Origin of the sequence: Aquimarina sp. AD1, assembly GCF_003443695.1 — a bacterium.
In the GTDB taxonomy this organism is placed as follows: Bacteria; Bacteroidota; Bacteroidia; order Flavobacteriales; family Flavobacteriaceae; genus Aquimarina; species Aquimarina latercula.
Window position 1 is genome coordinate 2,626,958 of sequence record NZ_CP031966.1, and the last position, 22,616, is coordinate 2,649,573.

General features: G+C 35.3%; 36 protein-coding genes. All 36 read right to left on the reverse strand.

What is annotated here, in order from left to right; translation table 11 throughout:
- Positions 1-3: 3 nt before the first annotated feature.
- Positions 4-918 (reverse strand): dimethylarginine dimethylaminohydrolase family protein, encoded by a 915-nt coding sequence (locus tag D1815_RS11620; RefSeq protein WP_118387114.1) that lies wholly within the window; start codon positions 916-918, stop codon positions 4-6.
- A gap of 218 nt (positions 919-1,136) precedes the next feature.
- Positions 1,137-2,423: a citrate synthase gene (locus D1815_RS11625; protein ID WP_027392526.1), complete on the reverse strand. Its 1,287-nt coding sequence runs from the start codon at positions 2,421-2,423 to the stop codon at positions 1,137-1,139.
- Between the two features lie 280 nt (positions 2,424-2,703).
- Positions 2,704-3,996: a phosphopyruvate hydratase gene (gene eno / locus D1815_RS11630; RefSeq protein ID WP_027392527.1), complete on the reverse strand. Its 1,293-nt coding sequence runs from the start codon at positions 3,994-3,996 to the stop codon at positions 2,704-2,706.
- Positions 3,997-4,180: 184 nt separating this feature from the next.
- Positions 4,181-5,296 (reverse strand): glutamine-hydrolyzing carbamoyl-phosphate synthase small subunit, encoded by a 1,116-nt coding sequence (gene carA / locus D1815_RS11635; RefSeq protein WP_118387116.1) that lies wholly within the window; start codon positions 5,294-5,296, stop codon positions 4,181-4,183.
- Positions 5,297-5,421: 125 nt separating this feature from the next.
- Positions 5,422-5,889: a 50S ribosomal protein L17 gene (gene rplQ / locus D1815_RS11640; RefSeq protein WP_027392529.1), complete on the reverse strand. Its 468-nt coding sequence runs from the start codon at positions 5,887-5,889 to the stop codon at positions 5,422-5,424.
- A gap of 63 nt (positions 5,890-5,952) precedes the next feature.
- Positions 5,953-6,945 carry a DNA-directed RNA polymerase subunit alpha gene (locus tag D1815_RS11645; RefSeq protein WP_027392530.1) on the reverse strand — a complete coding sequence of 331 codons (993 nt, stop codon included), beginning with the start codon at positions 6,943-6,945 and terminating at the stop codon, positions 5,953-5,955.
- Between the two features lie 23 nt (positions 6,946-6,968).
- Entirely contained in the window at positions 6,969-7,574 is a 606-nt protein-coding gene (gene rpsD, locus D1815_RS11650; protein WP_027392531.1) for a 30S ribosomal protein S4, read from the reverse strand.
- Between the two features lie 136 nt (positions 7,575-7,710).
- A complete protein-coding gene (gene rpsK / locus D1815_RS11655; RefSeq protein ID WP_027392532.1) occupies positions 7,711-8,094 on the reverse strand; it encodes a 30S ribosomal protein S11 in 384 nt (127 codons plus the stop codon).
- A gap of 8 nt (positions 8,095-8,102) precedes the next feature.
- On the reverse strand, positions 8,103-8,477 hold the full coding sequence (gene rpsM, locus D1815_RS11660) for a 30S ribosomal protein S13 (RefSeq protein WP_027392533.1): 375 nt from the start codon (positions 8,475-8,477) through the stop codon (positions 8,103-8,105).
- 2 nt (positions 8,478-8,479) lie between these two features.
- Positions 8,480-8,596 carry a type B 50S ribosomal protein L36 gene (gene ykgO, locus D1815_RS11665; protein WP_013621733.1) on the reverse strand — a complete coding sequence of 39 codons (117 nt, stop codon included), beginning with the start codon at positions 8,594-8,596 and terminating at the stop codon, positions 8,480-8,482.
- A gap of 117 nt (positions 8,597-8,713) precedes the next feature.
- Positions 8,714-8,929 carry a translation initiation factor IF-1 gene (infA, locus tag D1815_RS11670; RefSeq protein ID WP_010181908.1) on the reverse strand — a complete coding sequence of 72 codons (216 nt, stop codon included), beginning with the start codon at positions 8,927-8,929 and terminating at the stop codon, positions 8,714-8,716.
- Position 8,930: 1 nt separating this feature from the next.
- On the reverse strand, positions 8,931-10,271 hold the full coding sequence (secY, locus tag D1815_RS11675) for a preprotein translocase subunit SecY (RefSeq protein ID WP_027392534.1): 1,341 nt from the start codon (positions 10,269-10,271) through the stop codon (positions 8,931-8,933).
- 10 nt (positions 10,272-10,281) lie between these two features.
- Entirely contained in the window at positions 10,282-10,734 is a 453-nt protein-coding gene (gene rplO / locus D1815_RS11680) for a 50S ribosomal protein L15 (protein ID WP_027392535.1), read from the reverse strand.
- Positions 10,735-10,743: 9 nt separating this feature from the next.
- Positions 10,744-10,923: a 50S ribosomal protein L30 gene (gene rpmD, locus D1815_RS11685; protein ID WP_027392536.1), complete on the reverse strand. Its 180-nt coding sequence runs from the start codon at positions 10,921-10,923 to the stop codon at positions 10,744-10,746.
- An 11-nt stretch (positions 10,924-10,934) separates the two neighbouring features.
- Complete coding sequence (rpsE, locus tag D1815_RS11690; RefSeq protein WP_027392537.1) at positions 10,935-11,459, reverse strand: 30S ribosomal protein S5; 525 nt, start codon at positions 11,457-11,459, stop codon at positions 10,935-10,937.
- Positions 11,460-11,465: 6 nt separating this feature from the next.
- Positions 11,466-11,822, reverse strand: a complete 357-nt coding sequence (gene rplR, locus D1815_RS11695) for a 50S ribosomal protein L18 (protein ID WP_118387118.1) — start codon at positions 11,820-11,822, stop codon at positions 11,466-11,468.
- A 10-nt stretch (positions 11,823-11,832) separates the two neighbouring features.
- Positions 11,833-12,375: a 50S ribosomal protein L6 gene (gene rplF, locus D1815_RS11700; RefSeq protein WP_027392539.1), complete on the reverse strand. Its 543-nt coding sequence runs from the start codon at positions 12,373-12,375 to the stop codon at positions 11,833-11,835.
- A gap of 20 nt (positions 12,376-12,395) precedes the next feature.
- Positions 12,396-12,794 (reverse strand): 30S ribosomal protein S8, encoded by a 399-nt coding sequence (rpsH, locus tag D1815_RS11705; protein ID WP_091411328.1) that lies wholly within the window; start codon positions 12,792-12,794, stop codon positions 12,396-12,398.
- Positions 12,795-12,862: 68 nt separating this feature from the next.
- Positions 12,863-13,132 carry a 30S ribosomal protein S14 gene (gene rpsN / locus D1815_RS11710; protein ID WP_118387120.1) on the reverse strand — a complete coding sequence of 90 codons (270 nt, stop codon included), beginning with the start codon at positions 13,130-13,132 and terminating at the stop codon, positions 12,863-12,865.
- 2 nt (positions 13,133-13,134) lie between these two features.
- Entirely contained in the window at positions 13,135-13,686 is a 552-nt protein-coding gene (rplE, locus tag D1815_RS11715) for a 50S ribosomal protein L5 (protein WP_118387122.1), read from the reverse strand.
- Positions 13,687-13,688: 2 nt separating this feature from the next.
- A complete protein-coding gene (gene rplX / locus D1815_RS11720) occupies positions 13,689-14,000 on the reverse strand; it encodes a 50S ribosomal protein L24 (protein WP_118387124.1) in 312 nt (103 codons plus the stop codon).
- 13 nt (positions 14,001-14,013) lie between these two features.
- Positions 14,014-14,382 carry a 50S ribosomal protein L14 gene (rplN, locus tag D1815_RS11725; protein WP_027392543.1) on the reverse strand — a complete coding sequence of 123 codons (369 nt, stop codon included), beginning with the start codon at positions 14,380-14,382 and terminating at the stop codon, positions 14,014-14,016.
- Positions 14,383-14,384: 2 nt separating this feature from the next.
- On the reverse strand, positions 14,385-14,642 hold the full coding sequence (gene rpsQ, locus D1815_RS11730; protein ID WP_027392544.1) for a 30S ribosomal protein S17: 258 nt from the start codon (positions 14,640-14,642) through the stop codon (positions 14,385-14,387).
- A 12-nt stretch (positions 14,643-14,654) separates the two neighbouring features.
- Entirely contained in the window at positions 14,655-14,849 is a 195-nt protein-coding gene (gene rpmC / locus D1815_RS11735) for a 50S ribosomal protein L29 (RefSeq protein ID WP_118387126.1), read from the reverse strand.
- Positions 14,850-14,861: 12 nt separating this feature from the next.
- Positions 14,862-15,281, reverse strand: a complete 420-nt coding sequence (gene rplP, locus D1815_RS11740; RefSeq protein WP_118387128.1) for a 50S ribosomal protein L16 — start codon at positions 15,279-15,281, stop codon at positions 14,862-14,864.
- Between the two features lie 20 nt (positions 15,282-15,301).
- Complete coding sequence (rpsC, locus tag D1815_RS11745) at positions 15,302-16,027, reverse strand: 30S ribosomal protein S3 (RefSeq protein ID WP_091411336.1); 726 nt, start codon at positions 16,025-16,027, stop codon at positions 15,302-15,304.
- 10 nt (positions 16,028-16,037) lie between these two features.
- Positions 16,038-16,445 carry a 50S ribosomal protein L22 gene (rplV, locus tag D1815_RS11750; RefSeq protein WP_027392548.1) on the reverse strand — a complete coding sequence of 136 codons (408 nt, stop codon included), beginning with the start codon at positions 16,443-16,445 and terminating at the stop codon, positions 16,038-16,040.
- Between the two features lie 8 nt (positions 16,446-16,453).
- Positions 16,454-16,732, reverse strand: coding sequence for a 30S ribosomal protein S19 (gene rpsS / locus D1815_RS11755; RefSeq protein WP_027392549.1), 279 nt, complete (start codon positions 16,730-16,732; stop codon positions 16,454-16,456).
- 6 nt (positions 16,733-16,738) lie between these two features.
- Positions 16,739-17,563 (reverse strand): 50S ribosomal protein L2, encoded by an 825-nt coding sequence (gene rplB / locus D1815_RS11760; protein ID WP_118387130.1) that lies wholly within the window; start codon positions 17,561-17,563, stop codon positions 16,739-16,741.
- Between the two features lie 9 nt (positions 17,564-17,572).
- The gene (rplW, locus tag D1815_RS11765; RefSeq protein WP_027392551.1) at positions 17,573-17,863 is read right to left on the reverse strand and encodes a 50S ribosomal protein L23; all 291 of its coding nucleotides are present in this window, start codon (positions 17,861-17,863) and stop codon (positions 17,573-17,575) included.
- Positions 17,864-17,868: 5 nt separating this feature from the next.
- The gene (gene rplD / locus D1815_RS11770; protein ID WP_118387132.1) at positions 17,869-18,498 is read right to left on the reverse strand and encodes a 50S ribosomal protein L4; all 630 of its coding nucleotides are present in this window, start codon (positions 18,496-18,498) and stop codon (positions 17,869-17,871) included.
- Positions 18,498-19,115 carry a 50S ribosomal protein L3 gene (gene rplC / locus D1815_RS11775; RefSeq protein ID WP_027392553.1) on the reverse strand — a complete coding sequence of 206 codons (618 nt, stop codon included), beginning with the start codon at positions 19,113-19,115 and terminating at the stop codon, positions 18,498-18,500. Before rplC ends, rplD begins: the two co-directional genes overlap by 1 nt.
- A 148-nt stretch (positions 19,116-19,263) precedes the next feature.
- Positions 19,264-19,569, reverse strand: a complete 306-nt coding sequence (gene rpsJ, locus D1815_RS11780; protein ID WP_010181931.1) for a 30S ribosomal protein S10 — start codon at positions 19,567-19,569, stop codon at positions 19,264-19,266.
- 10 nt (positions 19,570-19,579) lie between these two features.
- Positions 19,580-21,706 (reverse strand): elongation factor G, encoded by a 2,127-nt coding sequence (gene fusA / locus D1815_RS11785; protein WP_027392554.1) that lies wholly within the window; start codon positions 21,704-21,706, stop codon positions 19,580-19,582.
- A 12-nt stretch (positions 21,707-21,718) separates the two neighbouring features.
- Positions 21,719-22,195 carry a 30S ribosomal protein S7 gene (rpsG, locus tag D1815_RS11790; RefSeq protein ID WP_027392555.1) on the reverse strand — a complete coding sequence of 159 codons (477 nt, stop codon included), beginning with the start codon at positions 22,193-22,195 and terminating at the stop codon, positions 21,719-21,721.
- Positions 22,196-22,218: 23 nt separating this feature from the next.
- The gene (gene rpsL, locus D1815_RS11795) at positions 22,219-22,593 is read right to left on the reverse strand and encodes a 30S ribosomal protein S12 (protein ID WP_024770883.1); all 375 of its coding nucleotides are present in this window, start codon (positions 22,591-22,593) and stop codon (positions 22,219-22,221) included.
- Between the last annotated feature and the right edge of the window lie 23 nt (positions 22,594-22,616).

A 22,616-nucleotide genomic window follows, 5' to 3' on the forward strand; every position in this document is an offset into this window, starting at 1 on the left:
TATCTAATCTCTTATCAGTGGCATTGTAGAACAACGTAAAAGTCCTTCTTGCTTTGCTATTTCCGCATATGGAACTTCTTCTACCGTTATATTTAAATTACGTAACCAGTCATTTAATCTCGTAAATCCTTTTTCAGAAATTATCACGTCTTCTGATATTGAAAACACGTTAGAATTCATGTAATACATCTCATCTCTATCAATATGAAATAAGTTTTCATTACCAAAAAAGTCAACTAAATACTTATAATCCTCTACATTCCTAAATCCTTCTTTATGAATTATAGCTTTATTTTTTCCAACAGGTTGAAAACAACAATCTAAATGCAAAGCATTATCTCTAGGATCTTCCATTGATTTTTGAAGATCAAATTCTTTTACAATTTTATTAGGAAAAAGAGACTTAATATATGCTACTCCTTTCATATTAGTTCTAGCCACAATACAATCGCTATAATCATTCCCTTTATAGGTTCCAATAAAAATATGATCATTATGAATAATAATATCACCTCCTTCAAAATGGATATCCTCTGATGGAGCTTTATGAACTTTTCCAGGTTCCACCTGATCTATTACGTATTGAATTGCTTTTATTTCTTTTTCTCTATCCGGTAGTATATTAGATTTTATAAAAGTATCATCTATAACTAATGCGATATCCCTTGCAAAAATTTGATTATAATTTTCTATTATCTCAGGTCTATATACTTTTACATCATACTTTTCAAATACCCTAGCGACTTCTTTCATTTCAGCAACCATATCTACTTCTTTTGGGTAGGTACCGGCTTTTATATGTTGTATTGACTTTGGATCGTACGCCTCCTCAATTTTAGGTATCGGACCATTACTAATGGCTGTTCCTAAAACAACTGCTCTAAGTCTAGAAGTTTCATTTTTAATATTTAATTTCAATGGCCTGATTTTAAAGTAAAACTATTATTAATAACTAACTTTTATATATGAACAAATATAGGAAGAGGTATTATGTAGATGCTAATTTTATTTAAAAAAAATACAAACTTTTTATCAAATCCTAAAATTCAATCCTTAAGGAAACAATAAATTATTGATTCCATAAAAAAAGGGATGTAACACTAGTGCTACATCCCTTTTCTATATTGTTGGTTTTCTTATCTCTCAGAAACAGATTTAAAAGCTCTATAAGTCTCACCGGTATATATTTGTCTAGGTCTTCCTATTGGTTCTTTGCGAAGGCGCATTTCTCTCCATTGTGCTATCCAACCAGGTAATCTTCCTAATGCAAACATTACCGTAAACATCTCAGTAGGAATACCTAAAGCTCTGTATATAATCCCTGAATAAAAATCTACATTAGGGTATAACTTTCTCTTTACGAAATACTCATCTTCTAACGCAACTTTAGCAAGACCTTTGGCAATATCAAGAACTGGGTCCTCTATTCCTAAATCTCCTAAAACTTCTTCTGCAGATACTTTTATGATCTTGGCTCTTGGATCAAAGTTTTTATATACTCTATGTCCAAATCCCATTAAACGGAACGAATCTTCTTTATCTTTAGCTTTAGCAATATATTTTGCAGTATCTCCTCCATCTTCTCTGATAGCTTCAAGCATTTCAATAACTGCTTGATTTGCACCTCCATGTAATGGTCCCCAAAGAGCGGAAATTCCAGCTGATAACGATGCAAATAGACCTGCGTGTGAAGAACCTACAATACGCACCGTAGATGTAGAACAGTTTTGCTCATGATCAGCGTGTAATATTAGAAGCTTATCCAATGCATCATTTACAATTTTATTTGCTTCATAAGTTTTGTTTGGCCTAGAGAACATCATTTTATGTAAATTCTCCACATAGCCTAACGAACTATCTCCATAATCTAAAGGAAGGCTTTTACGCTTTCTCATGGTCCAAGCCGCAAGAACAGGAAATTTAGCCATTATTTTTACAATAGCATTATACATAGCTTCTTCGGAATCTACGTCTACAGAACCTGGATTAAAAGCTATCAATGCACTAGTTAAAGATGAAAGTACTCCCATAGGATGAGCACTTTTAGGGAATCCATCAAGAATTCTCTTCATATCCTCATCTACATGAGACTCCTCTTTAATATCTTTATCAAACTTATCCAACTGCTCAGCAGTTGGTAACTCACCAAAAATTAACAAATAAGCCACTTCTAAAAAATCAGCTTTTTCTGCTAATTCTTCTATAGAATATCCGCGGTATCTTAGAATTCCTTTTTCTCCATCTAGAAAAGTGATTCCGCTCTCACAACTTCCTGTATTTTTAAATCCAGGATCAATAGTTGTTATACCACCTGTGGCACCTCTGAGAGTCTTGATATCAATTCCTAATTCTTTTTCAGTTCCTTCTATTATGGGGAACTCATATTTGTTACCGTCTATTTCTAAAGTAGCTTTTTTTGACATTGTGATTATTTAGAATTTTGCTGTTATAATAAGGGATGCTAAATTACAAAATATAGTGTTAATATATTATTAATCACACCATCTATTTTACAATAGAAACATCACTTTATGGTTATAGCTAAAAAAAGAGGATTCGTTATGAATCCTCTTTTAAAAACGTGTGTTTTTTTTGAAAAAATGAACAAACCAGATACTAACATAATCTTATTATGTAATATCTAGGGTTCTTTCATTAATAAAAAGTTTAGTAAACCGAAAGTTTCTATTATTACGCTTTAATTTACTTTTTAATCTTAAATGCTTTTTCTTTCGGATAATAAGCAACAACACCCAATTCTTCTTCTATACGAAGTAGTTGGTTGTACTTAGCCATTCTATCACTACGAGAAGCTGAACCTGTCTTTATTTGACCAGTATTTAACGCCACTGCTAAATCAGCAATTGTATTATCTTCAGTTTCACCAGAACGATGAGACATCACAGAAGTGTAACCTGCATTATGAGCCATATTCACAGCTGCAATAGTTTCGGTTAATGTTCCTATTTGATTCACCTTAATCAAAATTGAATTAGCAATACCATTTTCAATTCCTCTAGATAATCTTTCTACATTGGTAACAAATAAATCATCACCTACCAACTGTACCTTATCCCCAACCTTATCAGTCAAGTATTTCCAACCATCCCAATCATTTTCATCCATTCCATCTTCAATAGATATAATAGGGTATTTAGAAGCTAACTCAGCTAGATAATCTGCTTGTTCTTCACTTGTTCTTATTACACCAGTCTTTCCTTCAAATTTTGTGTAATCGTATTTACCGTCTACAAAAAACTCAGCAGCTGCACAATCTAAAGCTACCATAACTTCATCTCCAAACTTATATCCCGCTTTCTCTACTGCTAAAGCTATAGAATCTAATGCATCTTCTGTTCCATCTAATGTCGGTGCAAAACCACCTTCATCTCCAACTGCGGTACTTAATCCTCTATCGTGAAGTACTTTCTTTAAATTATGAAAAATCTCTGTACCCATTTGCATAGCATGAGTAAAGTCTTTTGCCTTCACTGGCATTACCATAAACTCTTGAAAAGCAATTGGGGCATCACTATGCGATCCTCCATTAATGATATTCATCATTGGCACCGGCAGTGTATTAGCACTAACTCCTCCAACGTATCTATACAATGGCATATTTAATTCATTTGCCGCAGCTTTTGCTGCTGCTAATGAAACACCTAATATTGCATTAGCACCTAATTTAGATTTATTAGGAGTTCCATCTATTTCTATCATAGTTTGATCCAATAAATTTTGATCAAACACAGAATATCCTAATAATTCTTCTGCGATTATAGTATTTACATTTTCAACCGCTTTTTTAACCCCTTTACCCATATAGTCACTACCACCATCTCTTAGCTCCACTGCTTCGTGTTCTCCTGTTGAAGCTCCTGAAGGAACAGCAGCTCTACCTAAAACACCATTTTCGGTAATCACGTCAACTTCTACTGTTGGGTTACCACGTGAATCTAAAATTTGTCTGGCGTGAATATTTATAATTACACTCATTTTTGATTTGTTTTTGTTGGATAATTTTAATTCTTCGCAATATACAAAACCGGTAAATTTAAATACCTCAGAAAATCTCTTAATTTATTGCTTAAACCCTAGTAAACACGACAAGTTATCAACTATAACGTTATAGATCAACCTATTATTCGGAGTACAGAATATTTACAATAAACTTCAAATTCTAAGCTTCTACCTTTGTATTTTTTATATTATTTATAAATTGATCAAATAGATAAACTGAATCATTTGGACCGGGACTAGCTTCTGGATGATATTGAACTGAAAAACAATTTTTACTTTTCATTCTCATACCAGCCACAGTATTATCATTAAGATGTACATGGGTTATTTCTACATCTGGGTTGCTTTCTGCTTCTTCTCTATTAATAGCAAAACCGTGATTCTGTGACGTTATCTCTCCCTTACCCGTAATTAAGTTTTTAACAGGATGATTTATACCTCTATGACCATGATGCATCTTATAAGTACTGATGCCATTTGCCAATGCAATTACTTGATGCCCCAAGCAAATTCCAAATAGTGGTAAATCTTTTGAAATAATTTCTTTTGCAGTCTCTATAGCCTGAGATAATGGTTCAGGATCACCAGGGCCATTTGACAAGAAATAACCATTAGGTTGCCATTCACTCATTTCATCAAATGTAGCATCATAAGGAAATACTTTTATATAAGCATCTCTTTCTGCAAGATTACGTAGTATATTCTTTTTCACTCCAATATCTAAAGCAGAGATTTTATAAGTTGCATCTGGATTACCAAAAAAATACGGTTCTTTAGTAGAAACTTTAGAAGCTAACTCTAATCCATTCATATCCGGAACAGCTGCTAATTGCTTTTTCAATGCATCAATATTATCAATTTCTGTAGAAATTAATGCATTCATTGCTCCATTATCTCTAATATAACTAACTAGTGCTCTAGTATCAACATCGGATATAGCAAGTAAATTATTTTTTTCAAGAAAATCCTGTAAAGAGCTATCGGCTCGATCACGTGAAAACTCATAACTAAAATTCTTCACAATTAAACCTGCTATTTTTATCGAATCAGATTCCACCTCTTCAATATTAGTTCCATAATTACCAATATGTGCATTAGTAGCAACCATCAATTGTCCAAAATAAGATGGGTCTGTAAAAATCTCTTGATATCCTGTCATTCCAGTATTAAAACATACTTCACCAAATGCTGTTCCTTCTTTTCCTACAGCTTTGCCATAAAAAATCGTGCCGTCTGCTAATAAAACAATTGCTTTCTTTCGAGATTGATATTTCATCCTTTATCTTTTTTAATATTAAAATTCCCTTTCAAGGACTTAGACTTTTTTTATAAAAATTCAAAAAAAAAGGATAAACGATGAACGTTTATCCTTTATAACTATGTGTATATCACATTTTTCATTTATTCTTCTTCAGAACTAGGAGTTTCTACTACTGGTGCAGTTTCCGCTTTCTTAGTTCTACCTCGACGAGTAGATTTCTTTTTAGCAGGTTTACCAGCGTTATATAACTCATTATAATCAACTAACTCTATCATCGCCATATCAGCATTATCTCCAAGACGATTTCCTAATTTGATTATTCTTGTATACCCCCCAGGTCTGTCACCAACTTTTGCAGCAACATCTCTAAACAATTCTGCAACTGCATACTTGTTACGAAGCTTACTAAAAACAAGACGTCTATTATGCGTTGTGTCTTCTTTCGACTTAGTTACTAATGGCTCTACAAATTGCTTAAGCGCTTTAGCCTTTGCCACAGTAGTGTTTATTCTCTTATGCTCTATAAGAGAACAAGCCATATTAGCAAGCATAGCTTTACGATGTGCAGTTTTTCTACCTAAGTGGTTTACTTTTTTTCCGTGTCTCATGACGTTAAAATTTAAACACCATCTTGCTCAATCTACCTCGTGTAGAGAGCAAAATATGATGTGTTAGTCTTTATCTAATTTGTATTTAGAAAGATCCATACCAAAATTAAGTCCTTTAACATTTACTAGCTCTTCTAGCTCAGTTAAAGATTTCTTACCGAAGTTACGGAACTTCATTAAATCGTTTTTGTTGTATGATACCAAATCTCCCAAAGTATCTACTTCTGCAGCCTTTAAACAATTAAGTGCTCTTACAGAGAGATCCATATCGATCAATTTAGTTTTCAACAATTGTCTCATATGTAATGATTCCTCATCATATGTTTCTGTTTGTGCTATCTCATCAGCCTCTAATGTTATACGCTCATCAGAGAATAACATAAAGTGGTGTATAAGAATCTTAGCAGCTTCAGTTAATGCATCTTTAGGATGAATTGAACCATCAGTAACAATTTCAAAAACTAATTTTTCGTAATCTGTTTTTTGTTCTACACGATAATTCTCAATACTATACTTAACATTTTTGATAGGTGTATATATAGAATCTGTGAAGATTGTACCTATCGGAGCATTGGCTTTCTTATTTTCTTCTGCAGGAACGTATCCTCTTCCTTTTTCTATAGTAATCTCTAGGTTAAGAGCTACTTTTTTATCCATATTACAGATAACCAAATCCGGGTTAAGAACCTGAAAACCTGAAATAAATTTTTGGAAGTCTCCAGCAGTTAATTGCTCTTGACCAGAAATTGAAATTGTAACCGATTCATTATCGATATCTTCAATCTGACGTTTAAAACGTACCTGTTTAAGATTAAGAATAATCTCTGTTACATCTTCTACAACTCCAGAAATAGTAGAAAATTCGTGATCTACCCCTTCAATTCTTAAAGAAGTTATAGCGAATCCCTCTAAAGAAGATAGCAAAACTCTTCGTAAAGCGTTACCAACTGTCAATCCGTACCCAGGTTCTAATGGTCTAAATTCAAATTTACCATCAAACTCACTAGAGTCGATCATGATAACTTTATCGGGCTTCTGAAAATTTAATATTGCCATATTATTGTTTCTTCTAAGAGTTATTACTTCGAATATAATTCGACGATGAATTGTTCGTTAATGTTTTCCGGAATTTGAATTCTTGCCGGAACCGATACGAAAGTACCTTCTTTTGTATCATTATTAAAAGTAATCCACTCGTACACTTTACTATTGTTAGCAAGAGAGTTTTGGATAACTTCTAATGATTTTGATTTTTCTCTTACCCCAACAACATCACCAGGCTTCAATTGGTAAGAAGGAATATTTACTAATTCCCCATTTACAGTTATATGTCTGTGAGAAACTAATTGTCTAGCTCCTCTTCGAGAATTTGAAAGTCCCATTCTAAAAGCAACGTTATCTAAACGAGATTCACACAATTGAAGTAAAACTTCACCTGTAATACCTGTAGATCTTGTCGCTTTTTCAAACATATTTCTGAACTGACGTTCTAATACTCCATATGTGTATTTAGCTTTTTGCTTCTCCATTAACTGGATTGCATATTCACTTTTCTTTCCTCTTCGTCTGTTATTTCCGTGTTGACCAGGAGGATAATTTCTCTTGTCGAATGACTTATCGTCACCGAATATCGCTTCTCCAAACTTACGAGCGATCTTTGTTTTTGGACCAGTATATCTTGCCATTTTCTTATTAATTTAATTGTTGAGGAGGATATGAATTAAGGTCACTTTCCTTCGATAATCCTTTGTTCCTCATTTGACTTACTTTAATTATAATATAAAACATAAAAGATCCCGAAAATATTCGGGATGCATTTACTTATACTCTACGTCTTTTTGGAGGACGACAACCGTTATGAGGCATTGGAGTTACATCAATAATTTCTGAAACTTCAATTCCTGAGTTATGAATAGAACGTATTGCAGATTCTCTTCCGTTCCCCGGACCTTTAACGTATACCTTTACTTTCTTCAGTCCAGCTTCGATAGCAACCTTAGCAGCATCTTCCGCAGCTAATTGTGCAGCATAAGGTGTGTTCTTTTTAGAACCTCTGAATCCCATTTTTCCAGCTGAAGACCAAGAAATTACGTCTCCTTTTTTATTTGTTAACGAAACAATAATGTTGTTAAAAGATGCTGTTACGTGTGCTTCTCCTACTGACTCAACAATTACTTTACGTTTTTTTGAAGTTGACTTTGCCATACTACTTATTATTTAGTTGCTTTTTTCTTGTTAGCAACTGTTTTTCTTCTTCCTTTACGCGTTCTAGAATTATTCTTAGTACGTTGACCTCTAAGTGGTAAACCTGCTCTGTGACGAATACCTCTGTAACATCCTATATCCATAAGACGTTTGATATTTAACTGTACTTCAGAACGTAATTCTCCTTCTATGGTATAGGCTCCTACAGCTTCACGAATACGACCAATCTGGTCATCATCCCAATCAGAAACTTTAATACTTTCATCTACTTTGGCAACGTCTAAAATTTCTTTAGCTCTACTTCTACCAATTCCGAAGATATAGGTTAATGCTATAACTCCTCGCTTTTGTTTAGGTATATCTACCCCTGCAATTCTTGCCATAATTACCCTTGTCTTTGTTTAAATCTAGGATTCTTTTTATTAATTACGTAAAGTCGGCCTTTTCTACGCACAATCTTGCACTCGGCACTTCTCTTTTTTATTGATGCTCTAACTTTCATCTCTTTGTGTTTAAATCCTGAAAATACTTAGTAAGCATTTCAGAAGGTCTCGTTAACAAGATTTTCAGCCCGCAAAAGTACGTAAAAAATCTTAATTAACTAATATTCTTAAAATTATTAGTATCTGTATGTTATACGAGCCTTAGATAAATCATAAGGACTCATTTCTAACTTCACCTTATCTCCTGGTAATAATTTAATATAATGCATACGCATTTTACCCGAAATATGAGCTGTCACTACGTGACCATTCTCTAATTCTACTCGAAACATTGCATTTGATAAAGCTTCGATTATACTCCCGTCTTGTTCTATTGCTGGTTGTTTTGCCATTTTATGCTACCGCTTTTCTATTTTTACCAGTTTTCATCAATCCATCATAATGCCTATTCAATAAATATGAATTAACCTGTTGCATTGTATCTATAGCAACTCCAACCATAATTAATAATGAAGTCCCACCGAAAAACAATGCCCAACCTTGTTGAACACCTAAAAGCTTTACAGCTATTGCAGGAAAAACAGCAATTAACGCTAGGAAAATAGATCCTGGTAATGTTATTTGTGACATGATCTTATCTAAATACTCTGCAGTCTCACTACCTGGTCTAATTCCAGGTATAAAACCACCACTTCTTTTTAAATCATCAGCCATTTTATTAGTTGGAACGGTAATAGCAGTATAGAAATATGTAAATATTATGATTAATAATCCAAATAATAAATTATACCATAATCCAAAAATATCGCTAAAAGCAGCAGCTATTCCTTGCGAAGTTTCTGATTCAGAAAGACCAGCAACAGCAGCAGGGATAAACATAATAGCTTGAGCAAATATAATTGGCATCACTCCTGAAGCATTCAACTTTAATGGAATATATTGTCTTGAACCAAAAACGTTCTTTTCATACCCTCCACTAGCAGTTCTTCTAGCATACTGCACAGGAATCTGACGAACAGCCATTACCAATAATACAGACGCCAATATTATTACAAACCATATCACTAGTTCTATCAACACCATTATAATGTCTCCACCTTCACCAGATGTTCTAGAAATAAAATTCTGAACAAATGATTGAGGTAAAGTAGCGATAATACCAACCATTATCAATAATGAAATACCATTACCAATACCTTTGTCGGTAATCTTCTCACCCAACCACATAGCGAATATACATCCAGTAGTTAATATTATTACAGATGATACAACGAAAACAGTTTGACTTATTTCCGTACTGAAGGCAGCAGGAGGTAGTGTAGCGAACAAGTTATAAATATAACCAGGACCTTGAACCAAGGTAATCGCAATTGTTAACCAACGCGTAATCTGATTAATTTTCTTTCTTCCACTTTCTCCTTCTTTTTGTAGTTTTTGCAAATAAGGAATAGCTATTCCCATCAACTGAACAACAATAGAAGCGGATATATAAGGCATAATCCCTAAAGCAAATACAGAAGCATTAGCAAATGCTCCTCCTGTGAATGCATTAAGCAACCCTAATAAACCATCTTGAGTTTGAGTACCCAAATTAGCTAATTCTGCCGCGTCAACTCCAGGTAAAACTACCTGCGCTCCAAAACGATAAACCAAAAGCAATCCCAGTGTAACTAGAATTCTATTTTTTAGTTCTTCAATTTTCCAAATGTTTTTTATTGTATCAATAAATTTCATGAAATGTCTTTTATAAGGTTACTGCTTCGCCGCCTGCTGCTTCTATAGCTGCTTTTGCAGTGGCTGTAAATTTATGAGCTGTGACTTTTAATTTAGCCTTTAACTCACCTCTTCCCAGTATCTTAACTAAATCATTCTTTCCTGCAAGACGTGTATTTAATAACACGTCTAAATCAACTGTATCAGTTATTTTACCAGCATCAACTAACTTTTGTAGCGTATCTAGGTTTATCCCTTGATACTCTTTTCTGTTGATATTAGTGAAACCAAATTTTGGTACACGTCTTTGAAGAGGCATTTGCCCACCTTCAAATCCTATCTTTCTAGAGTATCCAGAACGAGATTTCGCTCCTTTATGACCACGAGCGGCAGTTCCACCTTTTCCGGAACCCTGACCACGACCTAATCGCTTACTGTTATTTTTTACTGAACCTGCAGCAGGTTTTAAGTTACTTAAATCCATGTGCTTATATTATTTTGTTTCTACAGAAACTAAATGTTTAACTTTATTTACCATCCCAAGGATATTAGGAGTGTCATCATGCTCAACAACCTGACCGATCTTTTTAAGACCTAAAGCCTCCAGAGTTCTTTTTTGTCTCTGAGTACGGTTAATCGCGCTTTTTACTTTAGTTATTTTAATCTTTGCCATCGTTCCTATATTTATCCTTTAAACACTTTTTCAAGTGAAACACCACGTTGTTTTGCTACTTGCTCTGCACTACGCATTTGCAATAAAGCATCAAACGTTGCTTTCACCACATTGTGTGGGTTAGACGATCCTTGATTTTTAGAAAGTACATCGTGAACACCAACTGATTCTAATACCGCACGGATAGCTCCACCCGCGATAACTCCTGTACCAGTTGCAGCAGGCATTAATAATACTCTTGCTCCACCGTACTTACCCTTTTGTTCATGAGGTAATGTTCCTTTAGTTAATGGTATACGGACTAAATTTTTCTTAGCGTCTTCCACTGCTTTTGCAATAGCTTCAGCAACTTCTTTAGACTTACCTAACCCGTGACCTACAACACCGTTTTCATCTCCTACAACTACAATAGCAGAGAATCCAAATGCTCTACCACCCTTAGTTACTTTAGTAACACGTTGTACTCCAACTAAACGATCCTTTAATTCAAGTCCACTTGGTTTTACTAATTCTGCGTTTTTATATTTTTGATACATAATTTCTTAGAATTTAAGTCCTGCTTCTCTAGCTCCTTCAGCTAATGATTTTACTCTTCCGTGATATAAATATCCACCTCTATCAAATGATACGGTATCTATACCAACTTCCTTAGCTTTTTCAGCAAGGGCTTTACCTACCAAGCTTGCCTTTTCTGCTTTATTACCTGATGCAGCAGCAATATCTTTATCTCTTGAAGAAGCTGAACCGATAGTTTTACCGGTAACATCATCTATGATTTGTGCATAGATTTCTTTATTACTTCTAAAAACAGATAATCTAGGACGTTGTTCTGTTCCGCTTACTTTACCGCGGATTCGCTTTCTGATTTTTAATCTTCTTAAATCTTTTGAGAATGCCATAACTTCGTTATTATGCAGATTTACCTGCTTTTCTTCTTAATTGTTCTCCTACGAATTTAACTCCTTTACCTTTGTAAGGCTCTGGCTTACGGAAACCTCTAATTTTAGCTGCTACCTGTCCCACTAATTGTTTATCATGGGAAGTTAATTTTACGATCGGGTTTTTACCTTTTTCTGATATAGTCTCTATTTTCACTTCTGGAGCAACATCTAAAACGATATTGTGAGAGAAACCTAAAGCTAAATCTAATTTTTGTCCTTGATTAGAAGCTCTATAACCTACTCCAACCAATTCCAACTCTTTAGTAAAACCTTCAGACACACCTTGCACCATATTGTTAATCAAAGCTCTGTACAAGCCATGCTTTGCTTTATGATCCTTAGCTTCCGTAGGTCTTTCTAGAACAACCTGACCTTCTTCTACTTTCACATTGATAGCATCTATCTCTTGTGTAAGCTCTCCTAATTTTCCTTTAACAGTAACAACATTACCTGTCACTTCTACAGTGACACCAGACGGAATAGTTACTGGATTTTTTCCTATTCTTGACATTTCTTTTGTCTTTTATACTGTTAATATACGTAACAAAGTACTTCACCACCTACATTCTCTTGCTTAGCCTGTTTACCAGTCATTACACCGTGAGAAGTAGAAACAATCGCAATACCTAATCCATTAAGAATTCTTGGTATCTCGCTAGATCCTGCATATTTACGCAAACCAGGCTTACTGATTCTTTGTAATTCTTTTATTACAGGTTCTTTTGTTAGTTTATTGTATTTAAGAGCTATCTTAATACTACCTTGTGTTGTATTATCTTCGAATTTATAACTTAAAATATATCCCTGATCGAATAATATCTTAGTGATCTCTTTTTTAACCTTCGATGCAGGAATCTCAACAACTCTATGTTGAGCACTATTTGCATTACGTATTCTGGTTAAATAATCTGCTATAGGATCTGTATTCATTGTATATAATTTATGATCTTGGTTTTCAATTAGTATAATCGAACCTGAGATCAATTAATTTTTTGTTATTACCAACTAGCTTTAGTTACTCCTGGAATTAATCCTTGATTAGCCATCTCTCTAAATGTAACACGAGAAATACCAAATTGACGCATATATCCTTTTGGCCTTCCTGTTAATTTACAACGATTATGCATACGGATTGGAGACGCATTTTTTGGAAGTTTCTGTAATGCATCATAATCTCCAGCTTCTTTTAAAGCTTTACGTTTTTCAGCATATTTAGCAACTGTTTTTGCTCTCTTCACCTCACGGGCTTTCATTGATTCTTTAGCCATAATTAATTCTTTTTAAAAGGTAACCCTAGTTCTGTTAACAATGATTTTGCTTCTTTATCCGTATTTGCTGAAGTTTCAAAAGTGATATTCATTCCTGAAATCTTGTTCACTTTATCAATATCAATCTCCGGGAAAATGATCTGTTCAGTAATTCCTAATGAATAATTACCTCTACCATCAAAACCAGTAGCGTTAATTCCATTAAAATCTCTTACACGAGGTAAAGCTGAAGTAATTAAACGATCTAAAAATTCGTACATTCTTTCTCCTCTTAACGTAACCTTAGCACCAATTGGCATTCCTTTACGTAGCTTGAAAGTCGCAACATCTTTTTTAGAAATTGTAGCAACGGCTTTTTGACCTGTGATCATTGTTAATTCATCTACAGCGTAGTCAATTAACTTTTTATCAGCTACAGCTGCACCTACACCTCTACTTAAAACAATTTTTTTAAGTTTTGGCACTTCCATTACATTACTATAACTGAATTCTTCTGTAAGAGTAGACATTACTCTGTCCTTATACTCTTGTTTTAGTCTTGGGATATAAGCCATAACTATATTACTTCATTAGATTTTTTAGAAAATCTTACTTTCTTATCTCCTTCTACTCTATATCCTACTCTAGTTGCATCCCCATTAGAGGTTAACAATGTTAAGTTAGAAATATGAATAGCTGCTTCTTGCTTCACTATACCACCTTGTGGATTAGCAGCACTAGGCTTTTGGTGTTTAGACACTAGGTTTACACCTTCTACAATTGCCTTGTTCTTATCTTTCAATACTTTCTGTACAGTTCCCTGTTGACCTTTATTGTCTCCAGCGATAACCTTTACTGTATCTCCTGATTTAATTTTTAGCTTTGTCATCTTTGCTATACTATTAAAGCACTTCTGGCGCTAGTGAAACAATCTTCATGAACTGTTTATCACGAAGTTCTCTTGCTACAGGACCAAAAACACGTGTTCCTCTCATTTCTCCTGCAGGGTTCAAAAGAACACAAGCATTATCGTCGAAACGAATGTAAGAACCATCTGGTCTCCGCACTTCTTTCTTGGTACGAACTACAACTGCAGTAGAAACCGCTCCTTTTTTAATGTTTCCATTAGGAGTTGCTTCTTTAACACTGACAACGATCTTGTCTCCTACAGAGGCGTATCTTCTTTTTGTACCACCTAAAACACGGATAACTAAAACTTCTTTACCACCTGTGTTGTCTGCTACTTTTAATCTAGACTCTTGTTGTACCATAATTACTTCGCTCTTTCAATTACTTCTACTAATCTCCAGCATTTGGTTCTACTCATAGGTCTTGTTTCCATGATCTTTACAGTATCACCAATATTGCAGTCATTTTTCTCGTCGTGTGCAACATATTTCTTTGTTTTTAACACGAACTTTCCGTACATCGGGTGTTTTACTTTTTTTACTTCAGCAACAACGATTGATTTTTGCATCTTGTTACTAGTAACTACACCTATACGCTCTTTTCTTAAGTTTCTTTTTTCCATCTTTCAGCAGAATTAACCGTTTAATTCTCTTTTAGTTAACTCAGTAGCCATTCTTGCAATAGATCTTCTTACTTTACGCAACTGTAAAGGATTCTCTAATGGAGACATCGCATGAGCCATTTTTAAATCTGAATATTCTTTTCGATATTTACCAAGTTCTTCTTGCAATTCAGCTGTAGATGACTCTTTTACTTGTGATTGTTTCATAATCTTCAATTATTAAGCTTGATAATCTCTAGCTACGATAAACTTAGTTTTTACTGGTAACTTTTGAGCAGCTAAGCGTAATGCTTCTTTAGCTACATCATAAGGGACACCACTGATCTCAAATAAGATTCTTCCTGGTTTTACTACTGCTGCCCAATATTCTACAGCTCCTTTTCCTTTACCCATACGTACTTCAAGAGGTTTCTTTGTAATAGGCTTGTCTGGGAAAATCTTAATCCACAGAGAACCTTCTCTTTTCATATAACGAGTAGCAGAAATACGTGCTGCTTCTATTTGTCTAGCAGTAACAAAACTTGAATCTAATGATTTAATTCCGAAAGTTCCATTAGAAAGAGTATGCCCTCTATGAGCAAGACCTTTCATACGTCCTTTTTGTTGTTTACGGAATTTTGTTCTTTTAGGCTGTAACATTGTTAATTTACTTTAAAAAATTACTTTCTACGACGTGATTTATTATTTCCACCTCGTCCGGCTCTATCGCCTCCTTTTCCTTGTTTCTTAGAAAGACCAACTAAAGGAGAAAGCTCTCTCTTACCATATACTTCGCCTTTCATAATCCATACTTTTACACCTAATCTACCATAAGTAGTATGTGCCTCAACTAAAGCATAATCTATGTCAGCTCTAAACGTTGATAAAGGAATACGACCATCTTTATAAGACTCTGAACGAGCCATCTCAGCTCCATTCAAACGTCCTGAAATTTGAATTTTGATACCTTCTGCATTCATTCTCATTGCAGCCGCAATAGCCATCTTAATTGCACGACGATAAGAGATACGACTCTCAATTTGTCTAGCAACACTAGATCCAACTAGAAATGCATCAAGTTCTGGTCTCTTAATTTCAAAGATATTGATCTGAACTTCTTTATCTGTAATTTTCTTAAGCTCCTCTTTTAACTTGTCTACCTCTTGACCACCTTTTCCGATAATAATACCAGGTCTAGCAGTAGTGATAGTAACGGTTACAAGTTTAAGCGTACGCTCAATAATTACTCTAGATACACTAGCCTTAGATAAACGTGCGTGTACGTACTTTCTAATCTTATCGTCTTCGGCAAGTTTGTCACCGTAGTCATTACCTCCATACCAGTTGGACTCCCATCCTCTGATGATACCAAGGCGATTTCCGATTGGATTTGTCTTCTGTCCCATACTATTTATATTAGCTTTGTGTATTATTTTTTGCTGCAACCACGATTGTAACGTGATTAGAGCGTTTTCTTATTCTGTGTGCACGACCTTGTGGAGCAGGGCGTAGTCTTTTTAACATACTACCTCCATCTACACGAATCTCTTTTACAAAAAGGTCTGCTTCTTCGATGTTTGCGTCTTCATTCTTCGCTTGCCAGTTAGCTATCGCAGAAAGCAATAACTTTTCTAAACGACGTGATGCTTCTTTAGGGTTAAATCTAAGAATATGAAGCGCTCTTTCAACTTTCTCACCACGTACCAAATCTGCTACTAAGCGCATCTTGCGAGGTGAAGTAGGGCAGTTATTAAGTTTAGCAAAAGCAATCTGCTTTTTCTCTTCCTTAATTCTTTCTGCCATTTCTCTTTTACGAACTCCCATAGCTTAAATTATTTTTTACCTTTATTTTTAGCACCAGCGTGCCCTCTGAAAGAACGTGTTGGCGAAAATTCTCCTAGTTTATGACCTACCATATTCTCTGTAATATATACAGGAACAAATTGGCGACCATTATGTACTGCGATCGTTTGACCAACAAAATCCGGAGATATCATTGATGCTCTTGACCAAGTTTTTATCACAGTCTTTTTATTAGCCTCTACATTCGCAGCTACCTTTTTCTCTAACTTATAGTGAATGTAAGGTCCTTTTTTTAATGAACGTGCCATATCTTATTATTTCTTTCTACGTTCTACAATATATTTATTACTCGCTTTCGTCTTAGAACGGGTTCTAAATCCTTTAGCAGGAAGACCTTTTCTAGAACGAGGGTGACCTCCAGACGAACGACCTTCTCCACCACCCATTGGATGATCAACAGGGTTCATAGCTACTGGTCTTGTACGAGGACGACGACCTAACCATCTTCCTCTACCTGCTTTACCACCTACAACTAGCTGATGATCACTGTTAGAGATAGCTCCTATAGCAGCCATACAATTAACTAACACTAATCTCACTTCTCCAGAAGGTAATTTTACAGTCGCAAACTTACCATCTCTAGCCATAAGCTGCGCAAACGAACCAGCACTACGCGCCATAACAGCACCTTGACCAGGACGTAACTCTATACAAGATATGATTGTACCTAATGGAATATCACTAAGCGGCATTGCATTTCCTATTTCAGGAGCAACATTGCTTCCAGAAACAACATTCTGACCAACTTGTAGACCGTTTTGAGCTATAATATAACGCTTCTCACCATCTTGGTAATTTAGAAGCGCGATAAAAGCAGTTCTGTTTGGATCGTACTCTATTGTTGCTACGGTAGCAGGAATTCCCTGCTTATCACGTTTAAAATCAACAATACGATACCTTTTTTTATGACCACCACCTTTGTAGCGCATGGTCATTTTTCCTTGATTGTTTCTACCTCCAGATCTTTTTTTCGGAGCCAATAGGCTTTTTTCCGGCTTATCAGTAGTAATGGCATCGTACCCATTAACTACTCTAAAACGCTGACCTGGGGTAATTGGTTTCAATTTTCTTACTGACATTTCTTAGTCTTAAAGATTACTATATAAATCAATTACATCACCTTCCGCCACCTGTACAATAGCTTTTTTAATAGCTTTTGTTTTACCAGTAACCATACCCGTTTTTGTATAACGAGTTTTACGGTCCGGACGGACATTAATAGTTCGAACTTTAGTAACAGATACTCCATAAGCAGCTTCAACTGCTTTTTTGATCTCTACCTTATTCGCTTTTTTATCAACTACAAAACCATAGCGGTTATACACCTCACTATCAGCAGTAGCCTTTTCCGTAATAATAGGTTTTATTAAGATACTCATGGCTTCTATTTACTTAAATTCGTTTCAATTCCTTTCAAAGAACCTTCTAAAAGCACAACATTCTTCGCATTAAGTATTTTATAAGTACTTAATTCTGAGGAAGTTACAACTTCAGAACTTTTTAAATTGCGTGACGACAAATATACATTTTTATTTGACTCTCCCAACACAAATAAAGATTTTTTACCTTCAAGCCCCAAAGACTTTAAAACAGCAGTAAAATTCTTTGTTTTTATTGTATCAAAAGTAAAGTCTTCAACAACTGTAATAGCTTTGTCATTTGCTTTAATACTTAGTGCAGATTTACGTGCTAATCTTTTTAAATTCTTATTCAATTTAAAAGAATAGTTACGTGGTCTAGGACCAAAAATTCTACCCCCACCTTTGAAGATAGGAGATTTAATACTACCTGCTCTCGCTGTACCAGTTCCTTTTTGCTTCTTTATCTTTCTTGTACTACCTACAATCTCAGCACGTTCCTTAGCCTTGTGAGTTCCTTGACGTTGATTAGCCAAATACTGCTTCACATCTAAGTATACAGCATGATCGTTTGGTTCTATACCGAAAACAGCATCAGAAAGGTCTACCTTTCTACCTGTTTCTTTTCCGTTAATATCAATTACTGCTACCTTCATTACTTCTGAATAGTTACATAAGCATTTTTATGTCCAGGTACACACCCTTTCACAACAAGCAGATTCTTTTCAGTAACTACTTTTAACACTTTTAAGTTTTGAACTTTTACTTTATCTCCACCCATTCTTCCTGCCATTCGCATTCCTTTGAATACTCTAGCTGGATAAGATGCCGCTCCAATCGAACCTGGAGCTCTTAAACGGTTATGTTGACCGTGAGTCGCCTGTCCGACACCGCCGAAACCATGTCTCTTAACAACTCCTTGAAAACCTTTACCTTTTGATGTACCAGACACATCTACAAACTCTCCTTCTACGAAGTGCTCTACTGTTATCGTATCACCTAATTTGTACTCCTCATCAAAACCTTGGAATTCGACAACTTCACGTTTAGCAACAGTTCCTGCTTTTTTAAAGTGACCTAAAGCCGCTTTTGTAGCATTTTTGTCTGCTTTGTCATCGAAACCTAGCTGAACAGCTTTGTAACCATCAACTTCTTCAGTTCTGACTTGGGTAACCACGCATGGTCCAGCTTCGATAACTGTACATGGAATATTCTTTCCATTTTCGTCGAAGATGCTGGTCATACCGATCTTTTTTCCTATTAACCCAGACATATTTATTAATTATTAATTAGTATTTCACTTATTATTTTGCAAAAAAACAGGGTCAAAATACTTCAACCCTGAATGTATTCTTTTGCCGTTTTTCCCTCGCACGCAGCTCGGGACATTTATCGTAAGATTTTCTTACTTAGAAGCTTTATCAAACTTTGATTTCAACTTCAACTCCACTCGGTAACTCTAGCTTCATTAACGCATCAATTGTTTTTGAAGACGAGCTATAAATATCCAAAAGTCTTTTATAAGAACTTAATTGAAACTGCTCTCTAGATTTCTTATTAACGTGCGGAGAACGTAATACTGTAAAAATCTTTTTATGTGTTGGTAATGGAATCGGGCCTGTAACCACAGCTCCAGTACTTTTAACGGTCTTAACAATCTTCTCTGCAGACTTATCTACCAAATTATGATCGTAAGATTTTAGTTTTATTCTAATTTTTTGACTCATTTCTGTAAAATTAAGCGTTAACTCCTTTTGCTGCTGCAATCACTTCTTCTGAAATATTAGAAGGAGTCTCAGCATAGTGAGAAAATTCCATAGTAGATGTTGCTCTACCAGATGACAATGTTCTTAATGTAGTAACATAACCGAACATTTCTGAAAGTGGCACAGTAGCTTTTACAGTTTTTGCACCTGCTCTATCACCCATATCACTAACTTGTCCTCTACGTCTGTTAAGATCACCTACGATATCACCCATATTTTCTTCTGGAGTAATAACTTCTAATTTCATAATAGGCTCCATTATCACAGCTTTTGCAGCTTTTGCCGAGTTTTTAAACCCTAACTTAGCCGCCAATTCGAATGACAATTGATCAGAATCCACATCGTGATAAGAACCATCTTTCAACGTTACTTTCATAGCATCAACTTCATACCCAGCTAAAGGACCATTAGCCATCGCCATTTTGAATCCTTTCTCAATTGAAGGTATAAATTCTTTAGGAACGTTACCACCTTTAATTGTAGATTCAAACTGAAGACCTACTTCACCTTCAGCAGCTGGTTCAATTGTAAATACAATATCTGCGAATTTACCACGACCACCAGATTGCTTTTTATAAACCTCTCTGTGATCAGCAGCCTGAGTAATAGCTTCTTTGTACTCAACCTGTGGTTGACCTTGATTAACTTCTACTTTAAATTCACGCTTTAAACGATCAACAATAATATCTAAGTGAAGCTCACCCATTCCAGAAATAATTGTCTGTCCTGAAGCTTCGTCTGTTCTTACTGTAAACGTTGGATCTTCTTCAGCAAGTTTTGCTAAAGACATACCTAACTTATCTACATCAGCTTTTGTCTTAGGCTCCACTGCAATACCAATTACTGGATCTGGAAAATCCATAGATTCCAAAACAATAGGATTCTTTTCATCAGTCATAGTATCACCAGTCTTGATATCTTTAAACCCTACAGCAGCACCAATATCACCTGCCTCAATAAAATCAATAGCATTCTGCTTATTAGAGTGCATTTGATAAATACGAGAAATACGCTCTTTTTTACCCGAACGGTTGTTCAATATATAAGAACCTGCATCTAAACGACCCGAATATGCACGGAAAAATGCTAAACGACCTACAAAAGGATCTGTAGCAATCTTAAAAGCTAAAGCTGAGAAAGGTTCTTTCACATCAGGCTTACGTGTTTCTTCCTGATCAGTATTAGGGTTAACCCCCACGATACCTTCTTTATCTGTTGGAGAAGGCAAGTAACGACATACCGCATCTAATAAAAACTGAACTCCTTTATTCTTAAATGCAGATCCGCAAATCATAGGAATGATAGACATATCCATAACAGCAGCTCTAAGTGCAGCGTGTACTTCTTCTTCTGTAATAGAATCCTCATCTTCCATAAATTTTTCAAGAAGATTCTCATCATAAGCCGCAACCTCTTCTATAAGCTTACCTCTTAATTCAGCCGCTTCTTCTTTTAATTCTTCAGGAATATCGATTACATCAAAAGTAGATCCTTGTGTTTCATCATGCCAAACGATAGCACGATTTTTCACTAAATCTACAATACCTTTAAAATCCGCCTCGTCACCAATATTCATTACAATTGGCACAGCATTAGACCCTAACATATCTTTAACTTGCTGACATACAGCCATAAAGTTAGATCCTTGACGATCCATTTTATTCACAAATCCAATACGAGGCACTTTATAATTATCAGCTAGTCTCCAGTTAGTTTCTGATTGAGGCTCTACACCATCTACAGCACTAAACAAGAATACTAACCCATCAAGAACACGTAATGAACGATTTACTTCTACCGTAAAATCAACGTGCCCTGGAGTATCAATAATATTAAAATGATATCCTTTGGTATCCGAAACTGCCTGACCATTTTCTGTAGGAAACTTCCACTCACAAGTGGTTGCAGCAGAAGTAATAGTAATACCTCTTTCTTGCTCCTGTTCCATCCAGTCCATTGTTGCAGCCCCATCGTGCACCTCACCTATCTTATGACTCACCCCAGTATAATACAAAATACGTTCGGTAGTCGTAGTTTTTCCTGCGTCAATATGCGCAGCAATTCCTATATTTCTTGTATATTTTAAATCTCTAGCCATTTCTGTTCGTGATTAAAATCTAAAGTGTGAGAATGCTTTATTTGCTTCAGCCATCTTATGGGTATCTACTCTCTTCTTTACCGCAGCTCCTTCTTCCTTTTCTGCTGCAATTATCTCCGCAGCAAGTTTCTGAGCCATAGACTTTTCATTTCTCTTACGAGAAAATTGAATCAACCACTTCATAGCAGTAGATATCTTTCTATCAGGTCTAATTGGGTTAGGAATTTGGAAGGTAGCACCTCCAACACGACGACTTCTTACCTCTACATGTGGCATTACGTTAGACAACGCATCTTTCCACATCTCTAAAGCTGTTTTTTCTTCGTTCTGTTTTTTCTCTTCTACGATATCAATAGCATCATAGAAAATTTTGAAAGCAACCGATTTTTTTCCGTCCCACATCATCATGTTTACAAAACGAGTCACTAACTGATCGTTAAAACGTGGATCCGGCAAAATAGGTCTTTTTTTAGCCTTTCTTTTTCTCATGTCTTCTTCTTAAAGTTTTTTAATTACTTCTTAGGGCGTTTTGCACCATACTTAGATCTACGTTGCGTTCTTCCTTCTACACCAGCGGTGTCTAAAGCTCCACGTACAATGTGATATCTAACTCCTGGTAAATCTTTTACCCTTCCACCTCTAACTAATACTATCGAGTGCTCCTGTAGATTGTGACCTTCACCACCGATGTATGCGTTTACTTCTTTACCATTAGTTAACCTAACACGAGCTACTTTACGCATAGCTGAATTTGGTTTCTTTGGTGTAGTAGTATAAACACGCGTACAAACACCGCGGCGTTGCGGGCACGAATCCAAAGCAGCCGATTTACTCTTCTTAGTTATTTTGGCTCTACCTTTTCTTACTAATTGTGAAATTGTTGGCATAATTTGCTTTACACTATTATTAA